This is a genomic window from Halomonas sp. BDJS001, from assembly GCF_026104355.1.
Lineage (GTDB): Bacteria > Pseudomonadota > Gammaproteobacteria > Pseudomonadales > Halomonadaceae > Vreelandella.
The window spans coordinates 1902476-1923913 of record NZ_CP110535.1; the positions used below are offsets into that span (position 1 = coordinate 1902476).

General features: G+C 54.8%; 20 protein-coding genes. 19 read left to right on the plus strand and 1 reads right to left on the minus strand.

Annotated elements, in window-relative coordinates:
• Window positions 1-7 precede the first annotated feature (7 nt).
• The 13 genes from acpP to OM794_RS08680 all read left to right on the plus strand — a co-directional run bounded on the left by acpP (window position 8) and on the right by OM794_RS08680 (window position 13503).
• Window positions 8-241 carry an acyl carrier protein gene (acpP, locus tag OM794_RS08620; RefSeq protein WP_008956801.1) on the plus strand — a complete coding sequence of 78 codons (234 nt, stop codon included), beginning with the start codon at window positions 8-10 and terminating at the stop codon, window positions 239-241.
• Window positions 242-433: 192 nt separating this feature from the next.
• Window positions 434-1672 (plus strand): beta-ketoacyl-ACP synthase II, encoded by a 1239-nt coding sequence (fabF, locus tag OM794_RS08625; RefSeq protein WP_226249816.1) that lies wholly within the window; start codon window positions 434-436, stop codon window positions 1670-1672.
• A gap of 6 nt (window positions 1673-1678) precedes the next feature.
• Window positions 1679-2491: an aminodeoxychorismate lyase gene (pabC, locus tag OM794_RS08630; protein ID WP_226249817.1), complete on the plus strand. Its 813-nt coding sequence runs from the start codon at window positions 1679-1681 to the stop codon at window positions 2489-2491.
• A gap of 44 nt (window positions 2492-2535) precedes the next feature.
• Window positions 2536-3543, plus strand: coding sequence for an endolytic transglycosylase MltG (gene mltG, locus OM794_RS08635; protein WP_226249818.1), 1008 nt, complete (start codon window positions 2536-2538; stop codon window positions 3541-3543).
• Between the two features lie 54 nt (window positions 3544-3597).
• The gene (gene tmk / locus OM794_RS08640; RefSeq protein ID WP_226249819.1) at window positions 3598-4251 is read left to right on the plus strand and encodes a dTMP kinase; all 654 of its coding nucleotides are present in this window, start codon (window positions 3598-3600) and stop codon (window positions 4249-4251) included.
• Window positions 4242-5228, plus strand: coding sequence for a DNA polymerase III subunit delta' (locus OM794_RS08645; protein ID WP_226249820.1), 987 nt, complete (start codon window positions 4242-4244; stop codon window positions 5226-5228). Before tmk ends, OM794_RS08645 begins: the two co-directional genes overlap by 10 nt.
• A 52-nt stretch (window positions 5229-5280) precedes the next feature.
• A complete protein-coding gene (locus tag OM794_RS08650) occupies window positions 5281-5616 on the plus strand; it encodes a PilZ domain-containing protein (RefSeq protein WP_226249821.1) in 336 nt (111 codons plus the stop codon).
• Window positions 5617-5709: 93 nt separating this feature from the next.
• Window positions 5710-6555: a TatD family hydrolase gene (locus tag OM794_RS08655; RefSeq protein WP_226249822.1), complete on the plus strand. Its 846-nt coding sequence runs from the start codon at window positions 5710-5712 to the stop codon at window positions 6553-6555.
• 24 nt (window positions 6556-6579) lie between these two features.
• Window positions 6580-7152 (plus strand): DUF1285 domain-containing protein, encoded by a 573-nt coding sequence (locus tag OM794_RS08660; RefSeq protein WP_226249823.1) that lies wholly within the window; start codon window positions 6580-6582, stop codon window positions 7150-7152.
• Window positions 7149-9359 (plus strand): ATP-dependent helicase, encoded by a 2211-nt coding sequence (locus OM794_RS08665; protein WP_226249824.1) that lies wholly within the window; start codon window positions 7149-7151, stop codon window positions 9357-9359. Before OM794_RS08660 ends, OM794_RS08665 begins: the two co-directional genes overlap by 4 nt.
• 160 nt (window positions 9360-9519) lie before the next feature.
• On the plus strand, window positions 9520-10749 hold the full coding sequence (locus OM794_RS08670) for a porin (protein WP_226249825.1): 1230 nt from the start codon (window positions 9520-9522) through the stop codon (window positions 10747-10749).
• 11 nt (window positions 10750-10760) lie between these two features.
• Entirely contained in the window at window positions 10761-11198 is a 438-nt protein-coding gene (locus OM794_RS08675) for a phosphate ABC transporter substrate-binding protein (protein ID WP_226249826.1), read from the plus strand.
• A 109-nt stretch (window positions 11199-11307) separates the two neighbouring features.
• Window positions 11308-13503 carry a putative bifunctional diguanylate cyclase/phosphodiesterase gene (locus OM794_RS08680; RefSeq protein ID WP_226249827.1) on the plus strand — a complete coding sequence of 732 codons (2196 nt, stop codon included), beginning with the start codon at window positions 11308-11310 and terminating at the stop codon, window positions 13501-13503.
• Window positions 13504-13565: 62 nt separating this feature from the next.
• Here the strand turns inward: OM794_RS08680 and OM794_RS08685 are convergent, their stop codons facing one another.
• Window positions 13566-15230 (minus strand): electron transfer flavoprotein-ubiquinone oxidoreductase, encoded by a 1665-nt coding sequence (locus OM794_RS08685; RefSeq protein WP_226249828.1) that lies wholly within the window; start codon window positions 15228-15230, stop codon window positions 13566-13568.
• Window positions 15231-15745: 515 nt separating this feature from the next.
• On the opposite strand from OM794_RS08685, the gene OM794_RS08690 reads away from it, so the two are divergent.
• The 6 genes from OM794_RS08690 to nrdE all read left to right on the plus strand — a co-directional run bounded on the left by OM794_RS08690 (window position 15746) and on the right by nrdE (window position 21410).
• Window positions 15746-16495 carry an electron transfer flavoprotein subunit beta/FixA family protein gene (locus OM794_RS08690; RefSeq protein ID WP_039858181.1) on the plus strand — a complete coding sequence of 250 codons (750 nt, stop codon included), beginning with the start codon at window positions 15746-15748 and terminating at the stop codon, window positions 16493-16495.
• Window positions 16496-16550: 55 nt separating this feature from the next.
• Window positions 16551-17477: an electron transfer flavoprotein subunit alpha/FixB family protein gene (locus OM794_RS08695; protein WP_265154500.1), complete on the plus strand. Its 927-nt coding sequence runs from the start codon at window positions 16551-16553 to the stop codon at window positions 17475-17477.
• A gap of 201 nt (window positions 17478-17678) precedes the next feature.
• Window positions 17679-18290, plus strand: coding sequence for a superoxide dismutase (locus tag OM794_RS08700; RefSeq protein ID WP_226249609.1), 612 nt, complete (start codon window positions 17679-17681; stop codon window positions 18288-18290).
• A 249-nt stretch (window positions 18291-18539) separates the two neighbouring features.
• On the plus strand, window positions 18540-18761 hold the full coding sequence (gene nrdH / locus OM794_RS08705) for a glutaredoxin-like protein NrdH (protein ID WP_008956787.1): 222 nt from the start codon (window positions 18540-18542) through the stop codon (window positions 18759-18761).
• A 10-nt stretch (window positions 18762-18771) separates the two neighbouring features.
• Window positions 18772-19206 carry a class Ib ribonucleoside-diphosphate reductase assembly flavoprotein NrdI gene (gene nrdI, locus OM794_RS08710; protein WP_226249608.1) on the plus strand — a complete coding sequence of 145 codons (435 nt, stop codon included), beginning with the start codon at window positions 18772-18774 and terminating at the stop codon, window positions 19204-19206.
• 41 nt (window positions 19207-19247) lie between these two features.
• Window positions 19248-21410, plus strand: coding sequence for a class 1b ribonucleoside-diphosphate reductase subunit alpha (gene nrdE / locus OM794_RS08715; protein ID WP_226249617.1), 2163 nt, complete (start codon window positions 19248-19250; stop codon window positions 21408-21410).
• The last annotated feature ends 28 nt before the right edge of the window (window positions 21411-21438 follow it).

The following is a 21438-nucleotide window of genomic DNA, read 5'->3' on the forward strand; positions in this document are numbered from 1 at the left end:
TAGGTTAATGAGTACTATTGAAGAGCGCGTGAAGAAAGTTGTAGCAGAGCGCCTGAACGTTAAAGAAGAAGACATCCAAAACAGCTCTTCTTTTACAGAAGACTTGGGTGCTGATTCGCTCGACACCGTTGAGCTGGTTATGGCTTTGGAAGAGGAATTCGATACTGAAATTCCTGATGAAGAAGCTGAGAAGATCACCACGGTTCAAGAAGCTATCGATTACGTGAACGCCCACCAGTAAGGGCTGCGTCGATGCATCGAACCAGGGTGGGGTGCTAGCCACCCACCTTAAAAGCCGTCCTTTCCCAGGGCGGCTTTTTTGCTTTGCAGCCACAATGCTAATAACGTTCAATCTCCGTTATACTGTTGACCAAATTTAAGCAGCAAATGACCCAAGTGGGTCGCGTCACCATGGATGCCTGGAGGAAAGCTGATGGCACGGAAAAGGGTAGTGGTAACTGGGTTAGGCCTGGTGACCCCAGTGGGTAATAGCGTTGATGAGTCGTGGGCCAACATTGTGGCCGGTAAAAGCGGTATCACACCTATTGAGCATTTTGACACCAGCGGTTTTAACACCCGCTTTGGTGGGGCAGTCAAAAATTTTGATATTAGCCCGTATCTGAATCCAAAAGATGCCCGCAAGATGGATCTGTTTATTCAGTACGGCATGGCAGCCGGCGCACAGGCGGTAGAAGACTCCGGTATTGAGTGCACCGAGGAAAACGCCGATCGTATCGGTGTAGCTATCGGCTCAGGCATTGGTGGCTTACCCATGATTGAGCACAATCACAACGCGCTGAACAAAGGCGGTGCCCGCAAGGTCTCGCCGTTCTTTGTACCAGGCTCTATCATTAATATGATCTCAGGCAATATGGCGATTCAGCACGGCTTTAGAGGCCCGAACATTGCCATTACGACTGCCTGCACCACGGGTACCCATAATATTGGCTACAGTGCACGCACTATCGCCTACGGCGATGCCGACGTGATGATCTGTGGCGGTGCCGAAATGGCCACTACGCCGCTAGGGCTGGGTGGCTTCTCTGCTGCCCGCGCACTCTCTACCCGCAATGATGATCCCCAAGCGGCAAGCCGCCCCTGGGATACTGACCGCGATGGGTTTGTACTCTCCGACGGTGCTGGGGTGCTGGTGCTTGAAGAGTATGAGCATGCCAAGGCACGGGGAGCAAATATTTACGCCGAGCTGGTGGGCTTTGGGATGAGCGATGACGCCTATCATATGACTTCGCCCCCGGAAGATGGGCGTGGCGCTGCGCTCTCTATGCGCAATGCGATCAAAGATGCCCAGGTTGATGTCTCTGCGGTTCATTATATCAACGCTCATGGCACCTCCACCGCGGCAGGCGATCTGGCTGAAAGCCGCGCCATTGAGAACGTTCTGGGTGATGCTGCAAACAGTGTGGCAGTGAGCTCGACCAAGTCGATGATTGGCCACCTGCTGGGCGCCGCAGGCGCAGTGGAGGCGGTGTTTAGTATTCTGGCTATTCGTGACCAGATTGCGCCCCCCACGATTAATCTGGATAACCCGCAGGAAGGCTGCAACCTGGACTATGTGCCGCATACCGCGCGGGATATGCGTATTGATATGGCGCTTTCGAACTCCTTTGGTTTTGGTGGCACTAACGGTTCGCTACTGTTTAAAAAGGTGTAGTGGGCTATGTTGCCGCCTGCGTTATCTGATGATCAGTCGGTGCCGTTTGATGATCGTGGGCTGGCATATGGTGATGGCCTTTTTGAGACGGTGCTGTTGCGTGATGGTGCTCCTGTGCTGTGGCGCTACCATACGGCGCGCCTGGCGCAGGGCTGTCAGCGGCTGGGAATACCGTTACTTAGCCAGGAGGCGCTTGACGCCACTTGGCAAGGCGACCCTACCGCCGAAGTGGAGGTGCTAAAACTGATACTGACCCGGGGCAGCGGCGGGCGAGGCTATGCTGCGCCGGATCAGGTCGTACCACGCCTGCTTAGCCGACGCATGCCGTTTCAGCCCTCGGTTGAGCGCTGGCAGAATGGTGTAACGGTTCGTCTTTGTGATTTGCAGCTTGCCCGTCAGCCTCGCTTGGCAGGTATCAAGCACTTAAATCGTCTGGAGAACGTGCTGGCCCGCCGGGAGTGGAGCGATGCCACTATTGCCGAGGGGGTGCTCGCCGACAGTGAAGGTCTTGTCGTAGAAGCGACCAGCATGAACGTTTTTTGGCAGCAGGCGGGGGAGGTGTTTACGCCTCAGCTTGACCAGTGCGGTGTGGCTGGAACGCTGCGCGCAGCGTTGCTTGAGCAGGGGGCCGTCGCTGAGGATGCGTTGACCCTTGATCAACTCGCTGATGTCGAACGGCTATGGGTGGCCAACTCTGTCCAGGGGGTATGGCCAGTCACTAAGCTTCTTTCAGCGAGTGGCTCGTTGCTGCAGCGCTGGTCGCTGAGTCAGTTTGATCCGTTCCAGCGCTTGGCGCATCAGCTATTGGGCGTTGTTTAAACGCCACTGTTTAGATATCGCTCAGCAATTTTCTTAGAGGTGTCATGGTGAAACGGTTATTAACCGCTTTATTGGTATTGATAGTGGTTGGGGCTGCCAGTGCAGCGGGCGGTTATTTCTATTGGCAGAGCCGATTAGAGGCGCCGCTTTCAATTGAAGAGCCAATGCTTTACCAAGTGCCCTCTGGTGCAGGCTTTAATCAGGTAGTGGCGCAACTGGAAGAGCAGGGCGTGCTTGAGGATGCCTGGGCGTTTCGTTTGTTAGCGCGAGTTGAGCCGGAACGTGTGCCTCGGCTGCGTACAGGCGAGTATCAGCTGTTGCCGGATATGAGCGGACTGGAAATGATGGCGCTGCTAGGTAGCAATCAAGTGGTTACCTACTCGCTGACCATTCCTGAGGGTTGGTCTTTTCGGCAGATGCGCGAGTTGCTCAATGCCGCGCCGAAACTCGAACATCGTACCGCTGACTTGAGTGATGCAGAGGTGATGACGCTTCTCGACCGAGAGGGCACCTTTCCCGAGGGTTGGTTCTTTCCTGATACCTACCGCTATCATCTGGGGATGAGCGATGTGGATATTCTGCGCCAATCATTGGAGCGGATGGAGCGCATTCTGGAAGAAGTATGGGAAGAGCGCGCGGACGACCTTACCATTGACTCCCCCTACGAAGCGCTGATTATGGCCTCCTTGATCGAACGGGAAACCGGCGCGCCCGAGGAACGGCGCGAGATTGCCGGGGTGTTCAAACGCCGGATGGAGCAGGGCATGCGCCTACAAACCGACCCGACGATTATTTACGGTATGGGTGAGCGTTATGAAGGGCGAATTACCCGTGCCGATATCCGCGAGGCTACGGCCTATAACACCTACGTGATTGACGGGATGCCGCCTACGCCGATCGCCATGCCAGGTCGCGAATCGCTAGAGGCGGCGGTAAATCCATTGCCTGGTGAAACACTCTATTTCGTGTCCCGCGGCGATGGTACGCACCACTTCTCGCGCACGCTGCGGGAGCACAACAACGCTGTTAACCGCTATATTCGTAACCGTTAATCGCCGTGAACCATCAGCCAATATTGATCGAGAATACCACAGTAAGGGAGCATGATGAGTAAGCGTGGACGCTTCATTACGCTGGAAGGCGGCGAAGGGGTGGGCAAGTCCACCAACGTGGGCTTTGTCGCTGAGTGCCTGGAAGCTGAGGGCCTGGAAGTGGTGCGTACCCGAGAGCCGGGCGGCACCGCTCGTGGCGAAGCTATTCGCGCCTTACTGCTGGATCCTGCTCCTCAAGAGCCGCTGCACGTGGATGCTGAACTATTGCTAATGTTCGCAGCGCGGGCCCAACATTTGGCGGAGAAAATTTTGCCCGCCCTGGCCAGAGGGGCGTGGGTGGTGTGTGATCGTTTTACCGATGCCACTTTTGCCTATCAGGGCGGCGGAAGGGGCATCGCCAAGGAGCGAATTGCCGTGCTGGAGAATTTTGTTCAGCAGGGGGTCTCACCGGATTTGACGCTGCTGCTGGATATGCCTAAAGAGGCTGCCACACAGCGCTTAGAGTCGCGTTTGACTGACCGGCAAGAGCAACGGGATCGCTTTGAACAGGAGCCGGGGGACTTCTTCCAGGCGGTGCGCGATGCTTACTTGGCGCGTGCGGCAGAAGCGCCCGAGCGCTTTGCCGTGATTGACGCCCAGCACTCGCTCGAAGAGGTGCAAATGCAAATACGTCAAAGCCTGCTCAATCGGATCGCAGCATGGCGTTAACCAGCGTAATGCCGTGGCATCAAGCCACTTGGCAGCATTTAACCCGTCTGGCTGATAGTGGCAGAATGCCCCACGCGCTGCTTATTCACGGTGCCCACGGCGTGGGTAAGCAGCAGTTGGCGGAAGCGTTAATTGCCCGAACGCTATGCGCTTCACCCGCGGATCAAGCCTGTGGCCACTGCCATAGCTGCGCGATGCTGGCATCGGGGTATCACCCGGATCTCCTGCGGGTCTCGCCTGAAGAGGGGAAGCGCCAAATCCGTATTGACCCCATTCGCGAGGTTAACCGTTTTGTTTCGCAAACTGCCCAGCAGGGTGGCTACCGGGTGATTGTGGTCTCTCCCGCCGAGGCCATGAACGTTGCTGCCGCCAATGCGCTACTCAAAAGCCTTGAAGAGCCCGGTGATAAAACGCTGTTTATTCTGCTCTCCGATGTCCCTTCGCGGATGCTAGCGACGATCCGCTCTCGGTGCCAGCAGTGGTCACTGCCCAGCGTCGACTTTGAGGCGTGTCGTGGCTGGTTGATTGAGCAATTGGGTAGCGCCGATGAAGCCTACTTCTGGTGGCAGGTGGCGGGAGGACTGCCGCTGCTGGCCGTGGAGCTGGCCGCACCAGAAGAACGCGCCCTGCGCCATCAGATTCATGACAGTTTTGAGCAATTGGTGCGGGGTGCAGAGCCCGTTTCAGAGGCGGCCCGCCTGGATCGCCAGGCGATAGATGCCATCTTATGGTACGGTATTGCCTGGCTGGAAGACCTGATTCGTCTCGGTTTATCCGGTAACGGAGAGGTATTGCATAATCCCGATTTAGAGCCGCTTTATCGCCAAGCGGTCAAAAATGGTCGTGTTCAAGATTGGTTTCGTCTGCTTGATTATGCCCGTGAACAGCGGCGCTTATTGGCAGTGGGGGCAAACCCAAATCCTCAGCTAGTACTCGAGGCGTGGTTGGTGCGTTGGGCAGCGCTATTGCGTTCATAGCGGTATTTAACCCTGTTCCCACGGCTGTTCAAAACAGTTCAGCGAGGTCGTCATGGCAACTCAGAAAGCGCTCTCTCTTACCATTCCTGATGTGCCGACACTGCTTTCTGCCTATATGCCTTTTTTGGAGCGTGGGGGGATGTTTGTTCCTACTCAGACTCCCTATGCGCTTGGCCAGCAAGTCTTTTTACTGCTCACACTGCCAGGGGAAAGCGAACGCCTTTCGATCAGCGGCCAGGTGGTGTGGGTGTCGCCGGAGGGAGTGAGTGGCCGCCGAATGCCAGGCATTGGTCTCCACTTCAGCCAGCAGAACTATTCTGTGCGTGACCGCATTGAGGCGCTGCTTGCCGGTCAATTGGATAAAGCGGCCCCGTCCTTCACGCTCTGAACTGCCTGGTTATGATCTAGTCGTTATGGCCTATCTGTTTTGACCCCCTTGTTTTTAACAGTCTGCTAGAACCCATTTATTGTCGAGAGCCGTATGTTTGTCGATTCACACTGTCACTTAGATCGTTTATCCGACCAGACCCATGGGGGCGACATTGCGGCCATCTTGGCCGCCGCTCGTGCTGCCCACGTCAATCAGTTTCTTGCTGTGGCGGTTACGTTAGACGATATGCCCCAACTGGCGGCCATTGCCCGGGAGCATAACGATGTAGCGATTTCGGCTGGCTTGCATCCCTTACACCAAAGTGACAATGAGCCCAGCGTCGCGGATATAAAAGAGGCCGCTGAGCGCTATGGCGCGGTGGCGATTGGTGAGACTGGCCTGGATTACCACTACCGCGACAGTGTGCCTGTCGAGATACAGCATGAGCGTTTCAAGCGTCACTTAATCGCCGCACGGGAGCTGGAGCTGCCGGTGATTATTCATACCCGCGAAGCCAAACAGGAAACTTTGGCCTTGCTACGTGAATACAGCGACTCACGGGTGGGCGGTGTATTACACTGTTTTACTGAAGACTTGGTGATGGCTCGTGAGGCGGTGCGGCTGGGTTTTTATATCTCACTGTCGGGCATTATTACCTTTCGCAATGCTGCATCGCTGCGTGAACTTGCCCGTCAACTGCCGCTTGATCGTCTGTTGATTGAGACCGACAGCCCTTACCTGGCGCCTGTTCCCTATCGCGGCAAGCCCAATGAGCCCGCCTGGGTGGTACAAGTGGCGGAGTGCATTGCCCAGGAACGGGGCATCACTGTCGATGAAGTCGCCATGCAGACGACTGCCAACTTTTATCAGCTCTTCCGTGCCGCGGCGCCCGATGCTCCGGAACACGTTAGAGAGGCGCTGGCAAACGCTGGGCTTTTATCGCCCAATGCGCTTTGAATACGCTCAAGCGAGGTGGGCGAGATGAATATTGATCGATTGCTCCAGCAAGGTGGCGGAGAGGAAGAGTTCGCTGGGGCTATTCCTCCCCTCGATGAGTGGCGGCCTGCGCTCTCTGGCGATATGAGTATCGTCATTCACGCCGATGGTAGCTGGTGGCACGAAGGGCAGCCGTTTGCCAGACCCAAGGTGGCGCGTCTCCTAGCCACGCTGCTGCGCCTGGATGACGAGGGGTATTGCCTGGTCACGCCGGTGGAGCGCTGGCGGATAGAGGTCGAAGACCTGCCGCTGGTGGCGGTAGAAGCTGACTTTCGTGACGGTGCCTGGTGGTTTACCACCCAGTTTGACGACATTGTGCGCTTAGATGCTGAGCACCCGCTTTCTCTCAGTTTAACCCCAAAAGGCGAGACTGTGCCGCAACTGCCGGTGAGGTTTGGGCTCGCTGCGCGCTTGCACCGTAATGTCTTTTACCAACTGGTTGAGACGGCTAAAGCCCGTGATATAGGCAATGGCCAGAGTGAACTTGGCGTAACGAGTGCCGGGCAGTGGTTTGTGCTGGGGCAGATTGATGATGAGTTGCTTGGCGAGGCGCCGTGAAGTTAACCGCTGAACAGCAAGCTGTGGTCAGCCATCAGATTGGACATGCGCGGGTGGCGGCAGTGGCTGGTGCAGGCAAAACCACCACCATGGCCGCGCGGGTGCTGCATCTATTGGCTAACGGGGTTCCGCCAAAGCGTATTCTGGTGCTGATGTTTAACCGCTCAGCAAAGGATGATTTTCAGCGCCGGTTAGCCTCCATGGCACCTGCCGGGCAGGCACTGCCGGATGTGCGCACTTTTCACTCCCTGGGCCACCGCTTGACCCAAAGCCTGTGCCGCTGGGGCGCCCTTCCGCCCCGGCAGTTGTTATCCGCCGATTGGCAGTTGGAAAGGCTGCTTCGTCAAGCGAGCCTGAACGTATTGCGGGACGCTGTCGAACGCCGCGATGCTGCCCTGGAGGGGGATCGGCTGGAAACCTTGGCCCATTTCTGTGGCTTGGTGAAAGCAGAAATGATCACCCCCGAAGCACTCTATGAGCGGCTAAATTTCGACCCGGATACCGACTACTTTCCAGCGGCGTTTGCCGAGGCGGAGCGGCTATTAGCAGCGGAAGGCGTTATGACCTATGCCGATCTGCTCTATCGTCCACTGCTGGTGTTAGAGGGAGATAGTGCCCTGCGAAGCCGTGTGGAAGGGTTTCTCGATCATGTGATTATTGATGAGTATCAGGATATCAACGCTGCTCAGCAGCGCCTGCTATCTGTGTTGGTAGGCAGTCGTGCCGAGGTGATGGCAGTGGGTGATGCCAACCAGTGTATTTATGAGTGGCGTGGTGCCAAACCCGACAACATGCTGGAAAATTTCACTGCTACCTTTGGCGAAGCCACTGACTACCCGCTGTCGACGACGTTTCGGCATGGCCATGCCCTGGCGCTGGCGGCTAATCATGCTATTGCGGCGAATCAGCGCCGTCCCAACCAGCTGTGCCTTGCCGCCGTCAATAACCCGGAGACGCGTGTCTCGGTGGGGCAGGGGAGTCGTTTGCTGCTTGATGCGTTAGTGGATTGGCAGGCCCAGGGGCGAGCGTTTAACGAGGCCAGTTTGCTGGTGCGCAGTTGGGCGCTATCAGTGCCGTTTCAACTGGCGCTGTTACAAGCTGGGATTCCTTTTCGGCTTCAGCGTGAGGATCGTTTTGTTTTTCGTCTACCGCTGGTGCAGGCCCTGGCGGGGTATTTAAAGCTGTCGCGTCGTCCTGATCTGCTGCGCGACCCGCAGCAGCTGTTACTGCTGCTTGCACAACCCACCCCCTTCGTTGCCCGTGAGCATCTGCAGCGACTTGCCTATCAGTTGGCTGCTACCCAGCAGTGGCCCGAACGCCATGACCCCCTGTTAACGGCGTTAAAGCCCATACAGCGGCGTACGCTAAAAAAACGCTGGCTGCTGCTTTGTGAGCTGCCCCAGCTAAGTGCTTGGCCGCCCGCCAAGCTTTTACGCCACGTAGTTGAAAGTATTGATGCTGAAAAAACGCTTAAAAGAGCCGCTGCACGGCGGGATAAAGGCGAAGAAGACGTACGCTTGCTCGATGTGTTGATCGAGCAGGCGCAAAGCGTGCAGGATCCGGATGCTTTTATCGAACTGCTTGAGCGACCGGTAGAGAACCAGGCAGGCGGTGTCCTGATCAGTACCGTTCACGGCGCCAAAGGCCTTGAGTGGCCAATGGTGGCGGTGGCTGGGGTTAACGAAGAGGACTTTCCCCACTATAGCCGCGACAATCCACTCAGTGATGACCGTCTGGAGGAGGAGCGTAGGCTCTTCTACGTCGCCATTACCCGTGCCCAGGAGCAGCTTTTAGTGCTCCATGATGGCGGCGTGCATCGGCCTAGTCGCTTTATTGCCGAAAGCGCCTGGCAGGACAGTATGCGGGTAGCCTCCTGCCTAGCCAGTGCCAGCCCTCCAGCGGCTTCGCTGCAAGTCACATCGGTGGCGTTGGTAAAGCGCTATCTAACCCGGCTGGGGCGCGACGATATTGCGCTAGCACCGGCGCAGGTTGAAGAGGCCAAAGTAGGCTATTCGGGAGATGCCCATTTTTACCCCGGTCAGCGCCTTCTTCATGCGGTATTTGGCGAGGGTGAAGTGGCCGCCGTAGAAGGCAGTATCAGTGATCCAGTGATTGATGTGCGCTTTGACCAGGCCGGGCGAAGGCGGCTTATTGCCCGCCGGGCACCCATTGAGTTGCTGGAAAATGGCTCAACGCTTGCGGGATAAGTCGTTGATTCAACGCTAAGACACACTCTTTCACATTTGCCGTCGAATTAAGCTTTAGGGTTGTTTGACTTAGCATGGCCCTGCCGATTTAATACCCTCACTCCTACCGAGCGAATACTCCACAGCTCATAGCATATAACTAATCAAATAGGGAACGGGCATGGTAAGGCAAGCCACCTGGCTCTGCGCCATTTTGATCGTCACCCAAAGCGGCGCCTTGCTTGCCGACAGCGGTCTGCCTAATCTGGAATTTAATGGTTTCGGCACGCTGGGCGTTGTTCATTCTGATGAGCGAAACGCTGACTTCGTTGCTGACCCCTTTGCTTCAGAAGGTGCAGGGTATAGTGATGACTGGAGCGCTGAAGTTGATAGCCGCCTAGGGCTCCAAGCTACGCTGCGTGTGACGCCACAACTTTCCTCGGTTGTTCAGGTGGTCAGCGAGAAGCGATACGATGGTTCATTCGCACCTGAGATTGAGTGGGCGAATGTTCAATATGACCTTACCCCTGATCTTAGCTTGCGCGTAGGGCGAATGGTGCAAAGCTCTTTTATGGCCTCTGAGCACCGTAAAGTTAATTACGCCACCCCATGGATTAGGCCCCCACAAGAAGTTTACCGTTTAATGCCCGTGGCCAATTTCGATGGTGTTGATATGCGCTATCGATACCCATTAGGGGAGACTACCAATGAATTGCAGATGAATTTTGGTGGGGGCAGCGTTGATTACTCAACGGGCAGTATCGACGCCAGCGATTCATGGGGCGTTTCTCACCGTACTCATTGGGGGGATGTCACCCTGTTTGCCAGCTATGGCGAACTTAAAGTAAGCGCAGATGAACTCTCACAATTCTTCGACGTTTATCGCCTCTTTGGTCTACCCGGTGAAGAGCTTGCTAGCCGCTATGAAGTGGATGGTAAGCGTACGAGCCTACTGAGCTTAGGGTTGGGTTATGACCCCGGCTCATGGTTTGTGATGGGCGAATGGGCACGCTCTTCGTCGCCATCTCTGTTAGGGGAGAGTGAAGGCGCTTACATAACGCTCGGTTATCGGATCGCCGAGTGGACACCGTATGTGGGGGTTGCGCGAGCAAAAGTCACCAGTAATACCTCAGAGCCGGGATTGAATGCTGCCCTTTATCCAGCGCCCTTTGCAGAAGGCGCGCAATTACTTAATGGTATGTTGAATGAGCTAATATCCAGCGGAATGCAGCAGGAGAGCATAACGGTGGGAACTCGCTGGGATTTCAGGCCGGGTATGGCCCTAACGGCCCAGTATGATCACATCGATATGCGTTCAGGGTCATCCGGGGGGCTGATTAATCAACAGCCCGAGTTTACCCCAGGTGAACGTATTAACTTGTTTAGCCTTGCGCTCGACTTTGTGTTTTAAGGAGAGTGGCAATGTTTAAACGCCTCATTTCGTCTGCGATCAGCTTGTTATTGGCATCCGGACTGAGCCTGTTTTACCACCCAGCTTCAGCTGAGGTATTGGTGGTTGTATCAGTTGAAGCACCTGTTACTCGTCTTACCTTTAGCGATTTAAGAGATGTTTACTTAGGGCGCCGCACGCTAATAGTCAATGGAGTTGAAGTCGTGCCCTTGGATCTTACTGAAGGTACGGCAGCGAGAAGTGAGTTTTACACTCTCTACACAGGGCAAACCCCCGCGCAGATCAAGGCGCACTGGGCCAGGCAGATATTCACCGGACGAGGGCAGCCGCCCCAAGCGCTTACGAACAGTCGTGCAGTGGTAGAGCGGCTAGTCAGCGATGCAAAATCCCTAGGCTATATAGACTCTTCTTTTCTTGATGAGCGTTTGCGAGTGGTGACAATTGAGTAGCCTCAATGATCAAACAGACCCAGAGCAGGGCAGTCCATCCCGAATCTTGATTAATCGATGGTCACATCATCTTGTCGAGCCATTTGTACTATTCGGTATAGTGGCCTTTATGATGCTGCTGGTTATATGGGGCAGTACTTATTTTTTAGTCAATAAAGAGAGTATGGTCATTGAGCGCCAGGCTGAGCTGTCTGTGAGTGAAATAACCGACACTTATGAAGCGCGTGTTGTCAGAGCCTTGCGGGAAATCGATACGGCACTGAAATTAGTTCGTTTTACCGCCAATAGTAGTGATTACGCTAACGTGCTTGGTGTTTTGAATGAGCAGCGGTTACTGCCGCCTGCTCTGCTATTCACCATCAGTATTGTTGATGCACAGGGCAGGATTGTTGAAACGACTGATTCAGGACGGCTTGGGCAGCGCCTAACGCCTCCTTCGCAAGCAGTGCTGGGCGATGACTACTTGGCCGTTTGGGAGACGGATGCTTATCAAGCAAAACAGCTGACTTTTGCTCGGCCGTTAATGTCCCAGACAACATCTGAGGAAGAGGCAGGCACGGGGTGGGTGGTTATCGCTATTGATGCGAATTACTTTGTGAGCAGTTATGAAGTGGGTTCGTTGGGCCAGCAGGGGATGCTGGCACTTGTTGGTACGGGTGGCGAGGTACTTGTCAGGCGCAGTGGAGAGGCTACCTACTCCGGTGAGCTGATGGATATAGCGGCTTGGAAAAGTAGCACGCTGGATGCTGTAAGTGCCCCCTTTCTGACCCATTGGCAAGGTGTCGAGCGCTACACGCTGGTTCGCCAGCTGTATGATTTCCCATTATCTATCGTCGTCGGGTTGTCTGCGCAGGAGCAGTTGGCCGCGGCTCAACAGCTGGCGCGAAAATACTGGCAGCGGGCTGCTTGGACAAGCGGCTTGCTGCTGATCATTCTGGCTATGCTCGCCCGTCTAAGCTGGCAGCTTCAGCGGGCGCAGCAGCGGGTAATGGAAGAGCGTGTATTGCACGCCCAGCAGGTTGAGCACTTGGCTTTCCATGACACGCTAACCGATTTGCCTAATCGAGCTTTTTTGAGCCACTGGCTTACCCAGTCTGTGAAGCTTGGCACCCGCCATGATGAATCCTTTGCGCTCCTTTTCCTGGATCTTGACCGCTTTAAGTTAATTAATGACACCTTAGGGCATGATGCCGGAGACCACCTGCTGCAAGAGGCGGCAAGACGGCTGACCGCCTCGGTGCGAGAAAGCGATTTTGTCGCTCGGTTAGGGGGGGACGAATTTGTCATTATTTTGAGCAGGGCCAGCCGCCGAGATCAGATTGAGCCAATAGCCCAAAAAATTCTATCCGCTGTTAGAGACCCTTTTATGCTCGCGGGCCAGGAGTGTCATGTCTCGGTCAGTATTGGTGTTTCGCTGTATCCGTTTGACGGGCTTGATGAGCAAACATTAATGAAAAGTGCTGATATGGCCATGTATCAGGCGAAGCAACTGGGCAAAAACAATGTTCAGTACTATACCGACGAATTAAGTGCGGAGATGGATGTGCGCTTAACGCTGGAGTCTGGCTTGCACCGGGCGCTTGAAGGTCAGGAGTTCAGGCTGCTCTTTCGGTCAAAGTATGACATCGAAGGTGGCAATACGCTTGGTATGGAGGCGCTGCTGCGTTGGCAGCATCCAACACTGGGCCTGCTTGAGCCCGCGCAATTTATGCCCCTCGCTGAAGAGAGTGGTTTGGTTATGCCTATCGGTCAATGGGTGCTCGAAAATGCCTGTAGACAAAACATGCTTTGGCAGCATGAAGGTTTTCCTGCTTTAACCATGGCCGTCAATATCTCCGCACGCCAATTTTATGACAATGGCTTTGTTGAGAGTGTCAGCGACGCGCTAGCGACAACCGGTATGAACCCGAGGCTGCTTGAGTTGGAGATTACCGAGAGCATGCTGCTGCAGGATGTTAACCGTACGGCGAGTATTTTTGCAGAGATCAAAAAACTGGGTGTCAGGATTGTGGTTGACGATTTTGGCACCGGGTATTCATCTTTATCCGATTTAAACGTGTTACCAGTAGACGCTTTAAAAGTCAGCTCTTGCCTAGTTAAGCGTTTATCAGGGACACGTCATGACCAGCAGTTATCTTCATCAGTCATTGAGCTGGGTCAGCATCTCAGTCTCCAGGTGTTTGCGAAGGGGGTCGCCTCCCATGAGCAGGAACGCTTCATTCTCAGCCCCTACAGCCACCATTTCCACGGTTTTTATAGCTACAGACCGTTATCAGCAGAGGAAAGCTGTCTGGAAAAGAAGTAAGGGATAATGAAGCACTGCTTACCCTTTTGCAGCCAATACAGGGCAAGCAGTGAGCCAGCTACTTACATATTCGGGTAGTTTGGGCCACCACCGCCCTCTGGGGCCACCCAGGTAATGTTTTGCGCTGGGTCTTTGATATCACAAGTTTTGCAGTGCACGCAGTTTTGGAAGTTGATCTGAAAGCGTGGCTGACCTGCGCTATCTTCCACCACTTCATAAACCCCAGCCGGGCAGTAGCGCTGCGCCGGCTCTGCGTATTTGGGCAGGTTTTCGCGGATCGGCAACTCAGGATCGTCCAGGCGCAAATGACACGGCTGATCCTCTTCATGGTTGGTATTCGACAGAAACACCGAGGTTGGCTTGTCGAAAGAGAGTTTGCCGTCCGGTTTGGGGTAGTTAATCTTTTCAAACTCGGCTGCAGGCTTGAGAGCTCCATGGTCGGTGGCCGTGTCATGGACATTTGGCAACTTGTTGCCCAGCAACTGATGAGCAAAGTTATACGCTCCGCCGCCGACGGTGCCATATTTATGGATCGCAGGCCCGAAACTGGCGCTCTCTTTAAGTTCTTGATAGGCCCAGCTGGCTTCCCATTTCTGGGTGAAGCTCGTTAGCTCCTGTGCGCCCTCATCGCCCCCTTTGATTGCCTCAAATACGCTCTCCGCGGCAACCAAGCCAGACTTCATGGCAGTATGCAGCCCTTTGATCTTGGAGAAATTGAGGGTGCCTGCATCACAACCAATCAATAGTCCACCTGGGAAGGTCATTTTAGGTAGGCTGTTAAAGCCACCTTTGGTAATTGCCCGTGCGCCGTAAGCTACACGCTTACCATCTTCGAGGTACTGGCTAATGACCGGGTGATGCTTCATGCGCTGAAACTCGTCGAAGGGCGAAAGCCATGGATTCTGGTAGCCAAGATCCATAATCAACCCCACAACGACCTGCTGGTTTTCCGCATGGTAGAGGAACCAGCCGCCGTGGGCGTTTTTATCTAATGGCCAGCCAGAGCCATGCAACACGAGCCCAGGTTCATGTTTGTCGGCAGGCACATCCCACAGCTCTTTAAGGCCGATACCGTAGTGTTGCGGGTCGCGACCTGCATCCAATGAGAAGTCTTTGATCAACCGCTTGCCCAAATGCCCCCGCGCGCCTTCGGCAAACAGCGTGTACTTGGCGCGCAGCTCCATGCCCGGCATATGGCTATCCTTGGGGGTGCCATCGGCGGCGACGCCCATATCGCCAATCAGAATGCCGCGCACGGCACCATCTTCAATAATGACCTCTTGGGCAGCAAAACCCGGGAAGATTTCTACCCCGAGGCTCTCTGCCTGTTCGGCCAGCCAGCGGCACAGGTTGCCAGCACTGATCACATAGCGGGTAAGGTCGCCCCCGGTGTTGTGCATGCTTTTAGGTACCAAGGCGTTAGGCACTTTCTGCGCTTTTTCGGCATCTTTGAGCAAGAAGACGTCGTCGCGAATCGCCGGCGTATTGAGCGGTGCGCCGCGCTCCTTCCAGTCAGGAAATAGCTCCGCCAGTGCACGGGGTTCAAACACCGCGCCGGATAAAATGTGCGCGCCAACCTCTGAACCTTTCTCAACGACACACACCGTGAGTTCTTGCTCACCCTCATTGGCTTGCTGCATCAGTCGGCATGCTGCGGAAAGCCCGGATGGGCCCGCACCGACAATGACGACATCAAAGTCCATTACATCGCGTTCAACAGTTTCCACCCGGTTTCTCCTTACTCTTTTTAAGTGTCAACTTTTACAAAGCTAACTCAAAGCTAACCCAAAGTTCGGGCTAGGAAACTAGCTTATAAAAAGTGATCTTAATTTAAAACGGTCGTTTGCTTCTGGTTATGCCCCATGATAGGCATAATACCTGTGTCAGGTCACGCCTACGATGGTGAAAGGGGTATTTATTGGCTGTATGCTTTGCTTACCAGCGTTCAGTGCTACGACTAAGGCCGTAGTGGACGATTAAGCATTAGCTATTGTCGCTTTATGGCAGGCTATGGCAAATTGATAAGGTTTTTCAATTGCGCACCTATCAAACGCTCGATTGAATTTGTATATTGAATTTAAAAGCGCCGCCGTTATCGTTGGCAGCGCCTGTATTGGGGCAGGCGATCGCTTTTGAGCGATTGCCGGTAAGTTTTCAATGCATCACACGTCTTAAAAAGGGGTATCCGCTGGGCGGGTGCCGTCTCAGGGTAACGGCTTTACACAAGCCAAGCGAGGAACCTATGAAAGTACTCGTCGCGGTGAAACGCGTCATCGACTACAACGTCAAAATCCGCGTTAAGGCGGATCATTCGGACGTCGATCTCACCAACGTCAAAATGGCCATGAACCCCTTCTGCGAAATTGCCGTGGAAGAGGCGGTGCGCCTGAAAGAGAAGGGCGTGGCGACGGAAGTGGTCGCCGTCACGGTAGGCCCCAAGGCCGCCCAAGAGCAGCTGCGTACCGCGCTGGCCCTGGGGGCAGACCGCGCCATCCATATCGAAACCGACGAGCGCGCCGAATCCCTGGCGGTGGCCAAGCTGTTGGCCAAAGTGGTCGAAGAGGAGCAGCCGGGATTAGTGGTGCTGGGCAAGCAGGCCATTGACACCGACAACAACCAGACCGGCCAAATGCTCGCCGCACTGACGGGGCTTCCGCAAGGTACCTTCGCCTCGGAAGTGGCGGTCGACGGCGACAAGGTTCATGTCACCCGTGAAATCGACGGCGGCCTGCAAACCATTGCCCTCACGCTGCCGGCGATTGTCACCACCGACCTGCGTTTGAATGAGCCGCGCTACGCCAAGCTCCCCGACATCATGAAGGCCAAGAAAAAGCCGCTGGATGTCAAAACCCCCGCCGACTACGGCGTCGAGGTTGCCTCCAAGGTCAGTCTGCTCAAAGTAGAGTCGCCCGCCGAGCGCAAGGGGGGCGTTAAAGTCGCCTCGGTAGACGAGCTGATCGACAAACTCAAAAACGAAGCCAAAGTTCTTTAAGGTCGGTTAATTACCCCCCGTACTTTACGCATGCGCTTTGAAAGGAGCTGATTTTATGAGCATTTTGGTACTTGCCGACCTACACGAAGGCCAACTGGCCGGCGCCACCGCCCACGTGGTGGCGGCCGCCCAAGCCATCGGTGGCGATATCGATATCCTGGTGGCCGGGGAAGGCGTTCAAGCCGCTGCCGAGGCCGCCGCCAAACTCGACGGCGTGAGCAAAGTCCGCGTCGCCGATAACGCCGTTTACGCCCACCAGCTGGCCGAGCCCATGGGCGCGCTGCTGGTCGAACTGGCGGGTGATTACACCCACGTGCTGGCCAGCGCCTCCACCACCGGCAAAAACGTACTGCCGCGTTTAGCGGCGCTAAAAGACGTCAGCCAGCTGTCGGACGTTATCGCCGTGGACAGCGCCGATACCTTTAAGCGCCCGATCTACGCCGGTAATGCCATTGCCACCGTTAAAAGCGACGACGCGCTGAAAGTGATCACCGTGCGCTCCACCGGCTTTGATGCGGTCGGCACCAGCGGCAGCGCGACGATTGAAACCGTCGATGTGGTGGTGGACAACAGTCAGTCCAGCTTTGTCAAAGAAGAGCTGGCGCAGTCGGATCGTCCTGAACTGGGCGGCGCCAAGGTGGTGATCTCCGGCGGCCGCGGCATGGGCAACGGCGAAAACTTCAAGCTGCTCGACGGCATTGCCGACAAGCTCGGTGCCGCCATCGGTGCTTCCCGTGCCGCGGTTGACGCAGGCTTTGTACCTAACGATATGCAGGTCGGTCAGACTGGCAAGATCGTCGCCCCGGATCTGTATATCGCCGTGGGCATTTCCGGTGCCATCCAGCACCTGGCGGGCATGAAGGACTCCAAGGTGATCGTCGCGATCAATAAAGACGACGAAGCACCGATTTTCCAGGTGGCAGATTACGGCCTGGTGGGGGATCTGTTCGAGATCCTGCCGGAGCTTGAGAGCAAGCTGTAAGCAATACGTGAGTAAATAGCGGTGGGCCGACTTCGCCAGAAGTCGGCTTTTTTTTTGGCCGGTGTATTAGGTAAACTGGCAATAGTTGACTAAAGTACTGGGGCAAAAGGTAAGAAATACCACCCCGGTGGTTGAAAAAGCTGCGGGCTGACCGCACATAGGTAATTGAAAGCAACGAAAGCCACTCAAGGAGATGATGATATGGCACATACACTACCCGAATTGCCGTACGCATATGACGCTCTCGAACCAAACATTGATGCGATGACGATGGAAATTCACCACTCTCGTCACCATCAGACCTACATCAACAACCTGAACGCCGCGCTGGAAGGCACAGGTCTTGAAGATGTACCTGTCGAAGAGCTGGTCGCTAATCTGGATCGCGTTCCGGAAGCCAAGCGTCAAGCCGTTATCAACAACGGTGGCGGTCATGCCAATCACTCCATGTTTTGGCAGATGATGTCGCCTAACGGCGGTGGCAACCCCCAGGGCGATGTTGCCAAAGCGATTGATGCTGAGCTGGGCGGTCAGGAAGCCTTTAAAGAAGAGTTCAAAAAAGCGGCCGTTGGTCGTTTCGGTAGTGGTTGGGCCTGGCTCTCCATTACCCCTGAAAAGAAACTAGTGGTAGAGAATACCCTGAACCAAGACAGCCCGTTGATGCACGGCAACACGCCGCTGTTAGGTCTGGATGTTTGGGAACATGCCTACTACCTGAAGTATCAAAATAAGCGTCCGGACTACATTGCTGCGTTCTTTAACGTGGTGAACTGGGAAGACGTTGAACGTCGTTACCAAGCTGCGATTAGCTAATATTGCTATGATCCGCTAGCCGCGCCGCTTTGCGGCGCTGTGAAAAAACCGCCCACTTTTTAGTGGGCGGTTTTTTTTGTCTGGGACAGTATTGGGCATTAGCTGTCAATATCCTGTGGATGAAAAATACCACATATGCTTGAATTGATTTTCCATTGGTCTATATATAGTATGCGTTGTATCTTCTAGAGGGGGCGGGCACTAGATGTGCTCTACCCGAAAAATGCCGCTATGAAAAGGGGATCATCCATGGAAATTCAAATTTATAGCAAGCCGGCTTGTGTTCAGTGCACCGCAACTTACCGCGCGCTCGACAAGCAGGGGCTTGATTACACCGTTATCGATATTACTGCCGAATCCGGTGCCCAAGAAGAAGTCGAAGCTCTCGGCTATCGCCAGCTTCCTGTCGTCGTCGTCGGTGAGGATCACTGGTCGGGTTTCCGTCCGGATCGCATTCAAGCGCTGGCTTAAGTTACCTGACATGCTGGCAAGTTGTTCATCCTCACCTATCGCCGGCAGTTTGGTGTACTTCTCTACAAAATCAGGCAATACCCATCGATTTGTAGAAAAACTTGGTTTTGCCGCAAAGCGACTGCCGTTGAATCGAGATGAGCCTGTTCCACGCGTTACCCAGCCGTATATTTTAATTACCCCCACTTATGGTGGGGGAAGTGAGCAGGGGGCGGTGCCCAAGCAGGTGATCCATTTTCTTAACGACACACATAATCGAAGCCTCCTGCGGGGGGTGATTGCAGCGGGAAATACAAATTTTGGCGAAGCGTATGGCCTTGCTGGCCGTATTATTGCGAAAAAATGCCATGTGCCGCTGCTGTATCGATTCGAATTATTTGGCACCGACGATGACGTGGCCAATGTCCGTCAAGGAGTAGAAGAGTTTTGGAAACGACAAACCTAGCCCTGAAAGACTCAGCGCCGAAAGACTCAGTCTCGAACGACGTGTCCACTAGCAGCGGTGAGGCCAAGCGGCCAGCAGCTAAGACCGAAGCGCGCACGCTGGACTATCACGCTCTTAACGCCATGCTCAACCTGTACGGTGCCAATGGCGAGCTACAGTTGGATAAGGATCGCGAAGCGGCACGCCAGTACTTCTTGCAGCACGTTAACCAGAACACTGTGTTCTTCCACTCGTTGGAAGAAAAGCTCGATTACCTGGTCGAAGAGCAGTACTACGAAGCCGAGATGCTGGCCCAGTACAGCTTCGCCTTTATCAAGGCGCTGTTCGAGCAGGCTTACGCCTATAAGTTTCGCTTCCCAAGCTTTTTGGGCGCCTTTAAGTACTACACCAGCTACACGCTAAAAACGTTTGATGGCAAGCGCTATCTAGAGCGTTACGAAGACCGTGTCTGCATGGTCGCGCTGACCCTGGCGCGGGGCGACGAAACGCTGGCGAAGTCGCTGGTGGATGAAATCATTAGCGGCCGCTTTCAGCCCGCGACGCCCACCTTTTTGAACTGCGGCAAGCAGCAGCGCGGTGAGCTGGTGTCGTGCTTTTTGCTGCGTATCGAAGACAATATGGAGTCGATTGGCCGCTCCATTAACTCGGCCCTGCAGCTCTCCAAACGAGGCGGCGGCGTGGCGTTTCTGCTCAGCAATATTCGTGAGTCCGGCGCGCCCATTAAGCGTATCGAAAATCAGTCGTCGGGCATTATCCCGATTATGAAACTGCTGGAAGATGCCTTCTCCTATGCTAACCAGCTGGGGGCCCGCCAGGGTGCAGGGGCGGTGTATCTCAACGCTCACCACCCGGATATCCTGCGCTTTTTGGATACCAAGCGGGAAAATGCCGACGAGAAAATTCGTATCAAAACGCTCTCGTTGGGTGTGACGATTCCGGATATTACCTTTGAGCTTGCCAAGCGCAACGACGACATGTACCTGTTCTCGCCCTACGATGTAGAGCGTGTTTACGGCGTGCCCTTTGGCGACATCAGCGTTACCGAGAAGTACCAGGAGATGGTTGCGGATGCGCGCATTCGCAAGCATAAGATCAATGCACGGGCCTTCTTCCAAACCCTCGCCGAGCTGCAGTTTGAGTCAGGCTACCCATACATCATGTTCGAAGACACGGTTAATCGCGCCAACCCGATTGCTGGCCGCATTAACATGAGTAACCTTTGCTCTGAAATTCTTCAGGTCAATACGCCGACGGAGTATGACGATGACCTGGGTTATCGCCAAATCGGCCAGGATATCTCCTGTAACCTGGGCTCCATGAATATTGCCAAGGTGATGGATTCAGGCGATATCGGCACCAGCGTGGAAATCGCTATTCGCGGCCTTACCGCCGTTTCGGAAATGAGCAACCTGCGCAGCGTCCCCTCTATTGCTGAAGGCAATGCGAAGTCGCGGGCGATTGGTTTGGGGCAGATGAACCTGCACGGCTACCTGGCCCGGGAGCATATCTACTACGGTTCTGACGAGGGCTTGGATTTTACCAATCTCTACTTTTACTGCGTGGCCTTTCATGCGATCCGTGCGTCGAACCGTTTGGCGATTGAGCATAAAGAGTCGTTTGCCGGTTTTGAGGATTCCACCTACGCATCGGGTAGCTTCTTTGATAAGTACACCGATCAGGCATGGTTGCCGCGTACCGACAAAGTGCGTGAGCTGTTCGAGCGCAGCGGTATTGCGCTGCCGACTCAAGACGATTGGCAGGAGCTCAAAGCCTCGGTCATGGCCCACGGTTTGTATAACCGTAACCTGCAGGCGGTACCGCCGACGGGGTCGATCTCCTACATCAATAACTCCACCTCCAGTATTCACCCGGTGGCGGCGAGAATAGAGATTCGTAAAGAGGGCAAGTTGGGGCGTGTTTATTACCCGGCGCCTTTCCTGGATGAAGCGAATTTTGACTACTTCCAGGACGCCTATGAAATCGGCCCGGAAAAGATCATCGACACCTATGCGGAAGCCTCGCAGCACGTCGACCAGGGCCTGTCGCTAACGCTGTTTTTCCCGGACACCGCAAGCACGCGCGATATCAATAAAGCGCAGATTTACGCCTGGCGCAAAGGCATCAAAACGCTCTACTACATTCGCCTGCGCCAGAGTGCGTTAGAAGGTACTGAGGTAGAAGGCTGCGTTTCCTGCACGCTGTAATGGCACTGATGTCTGTTGATACGCCTTG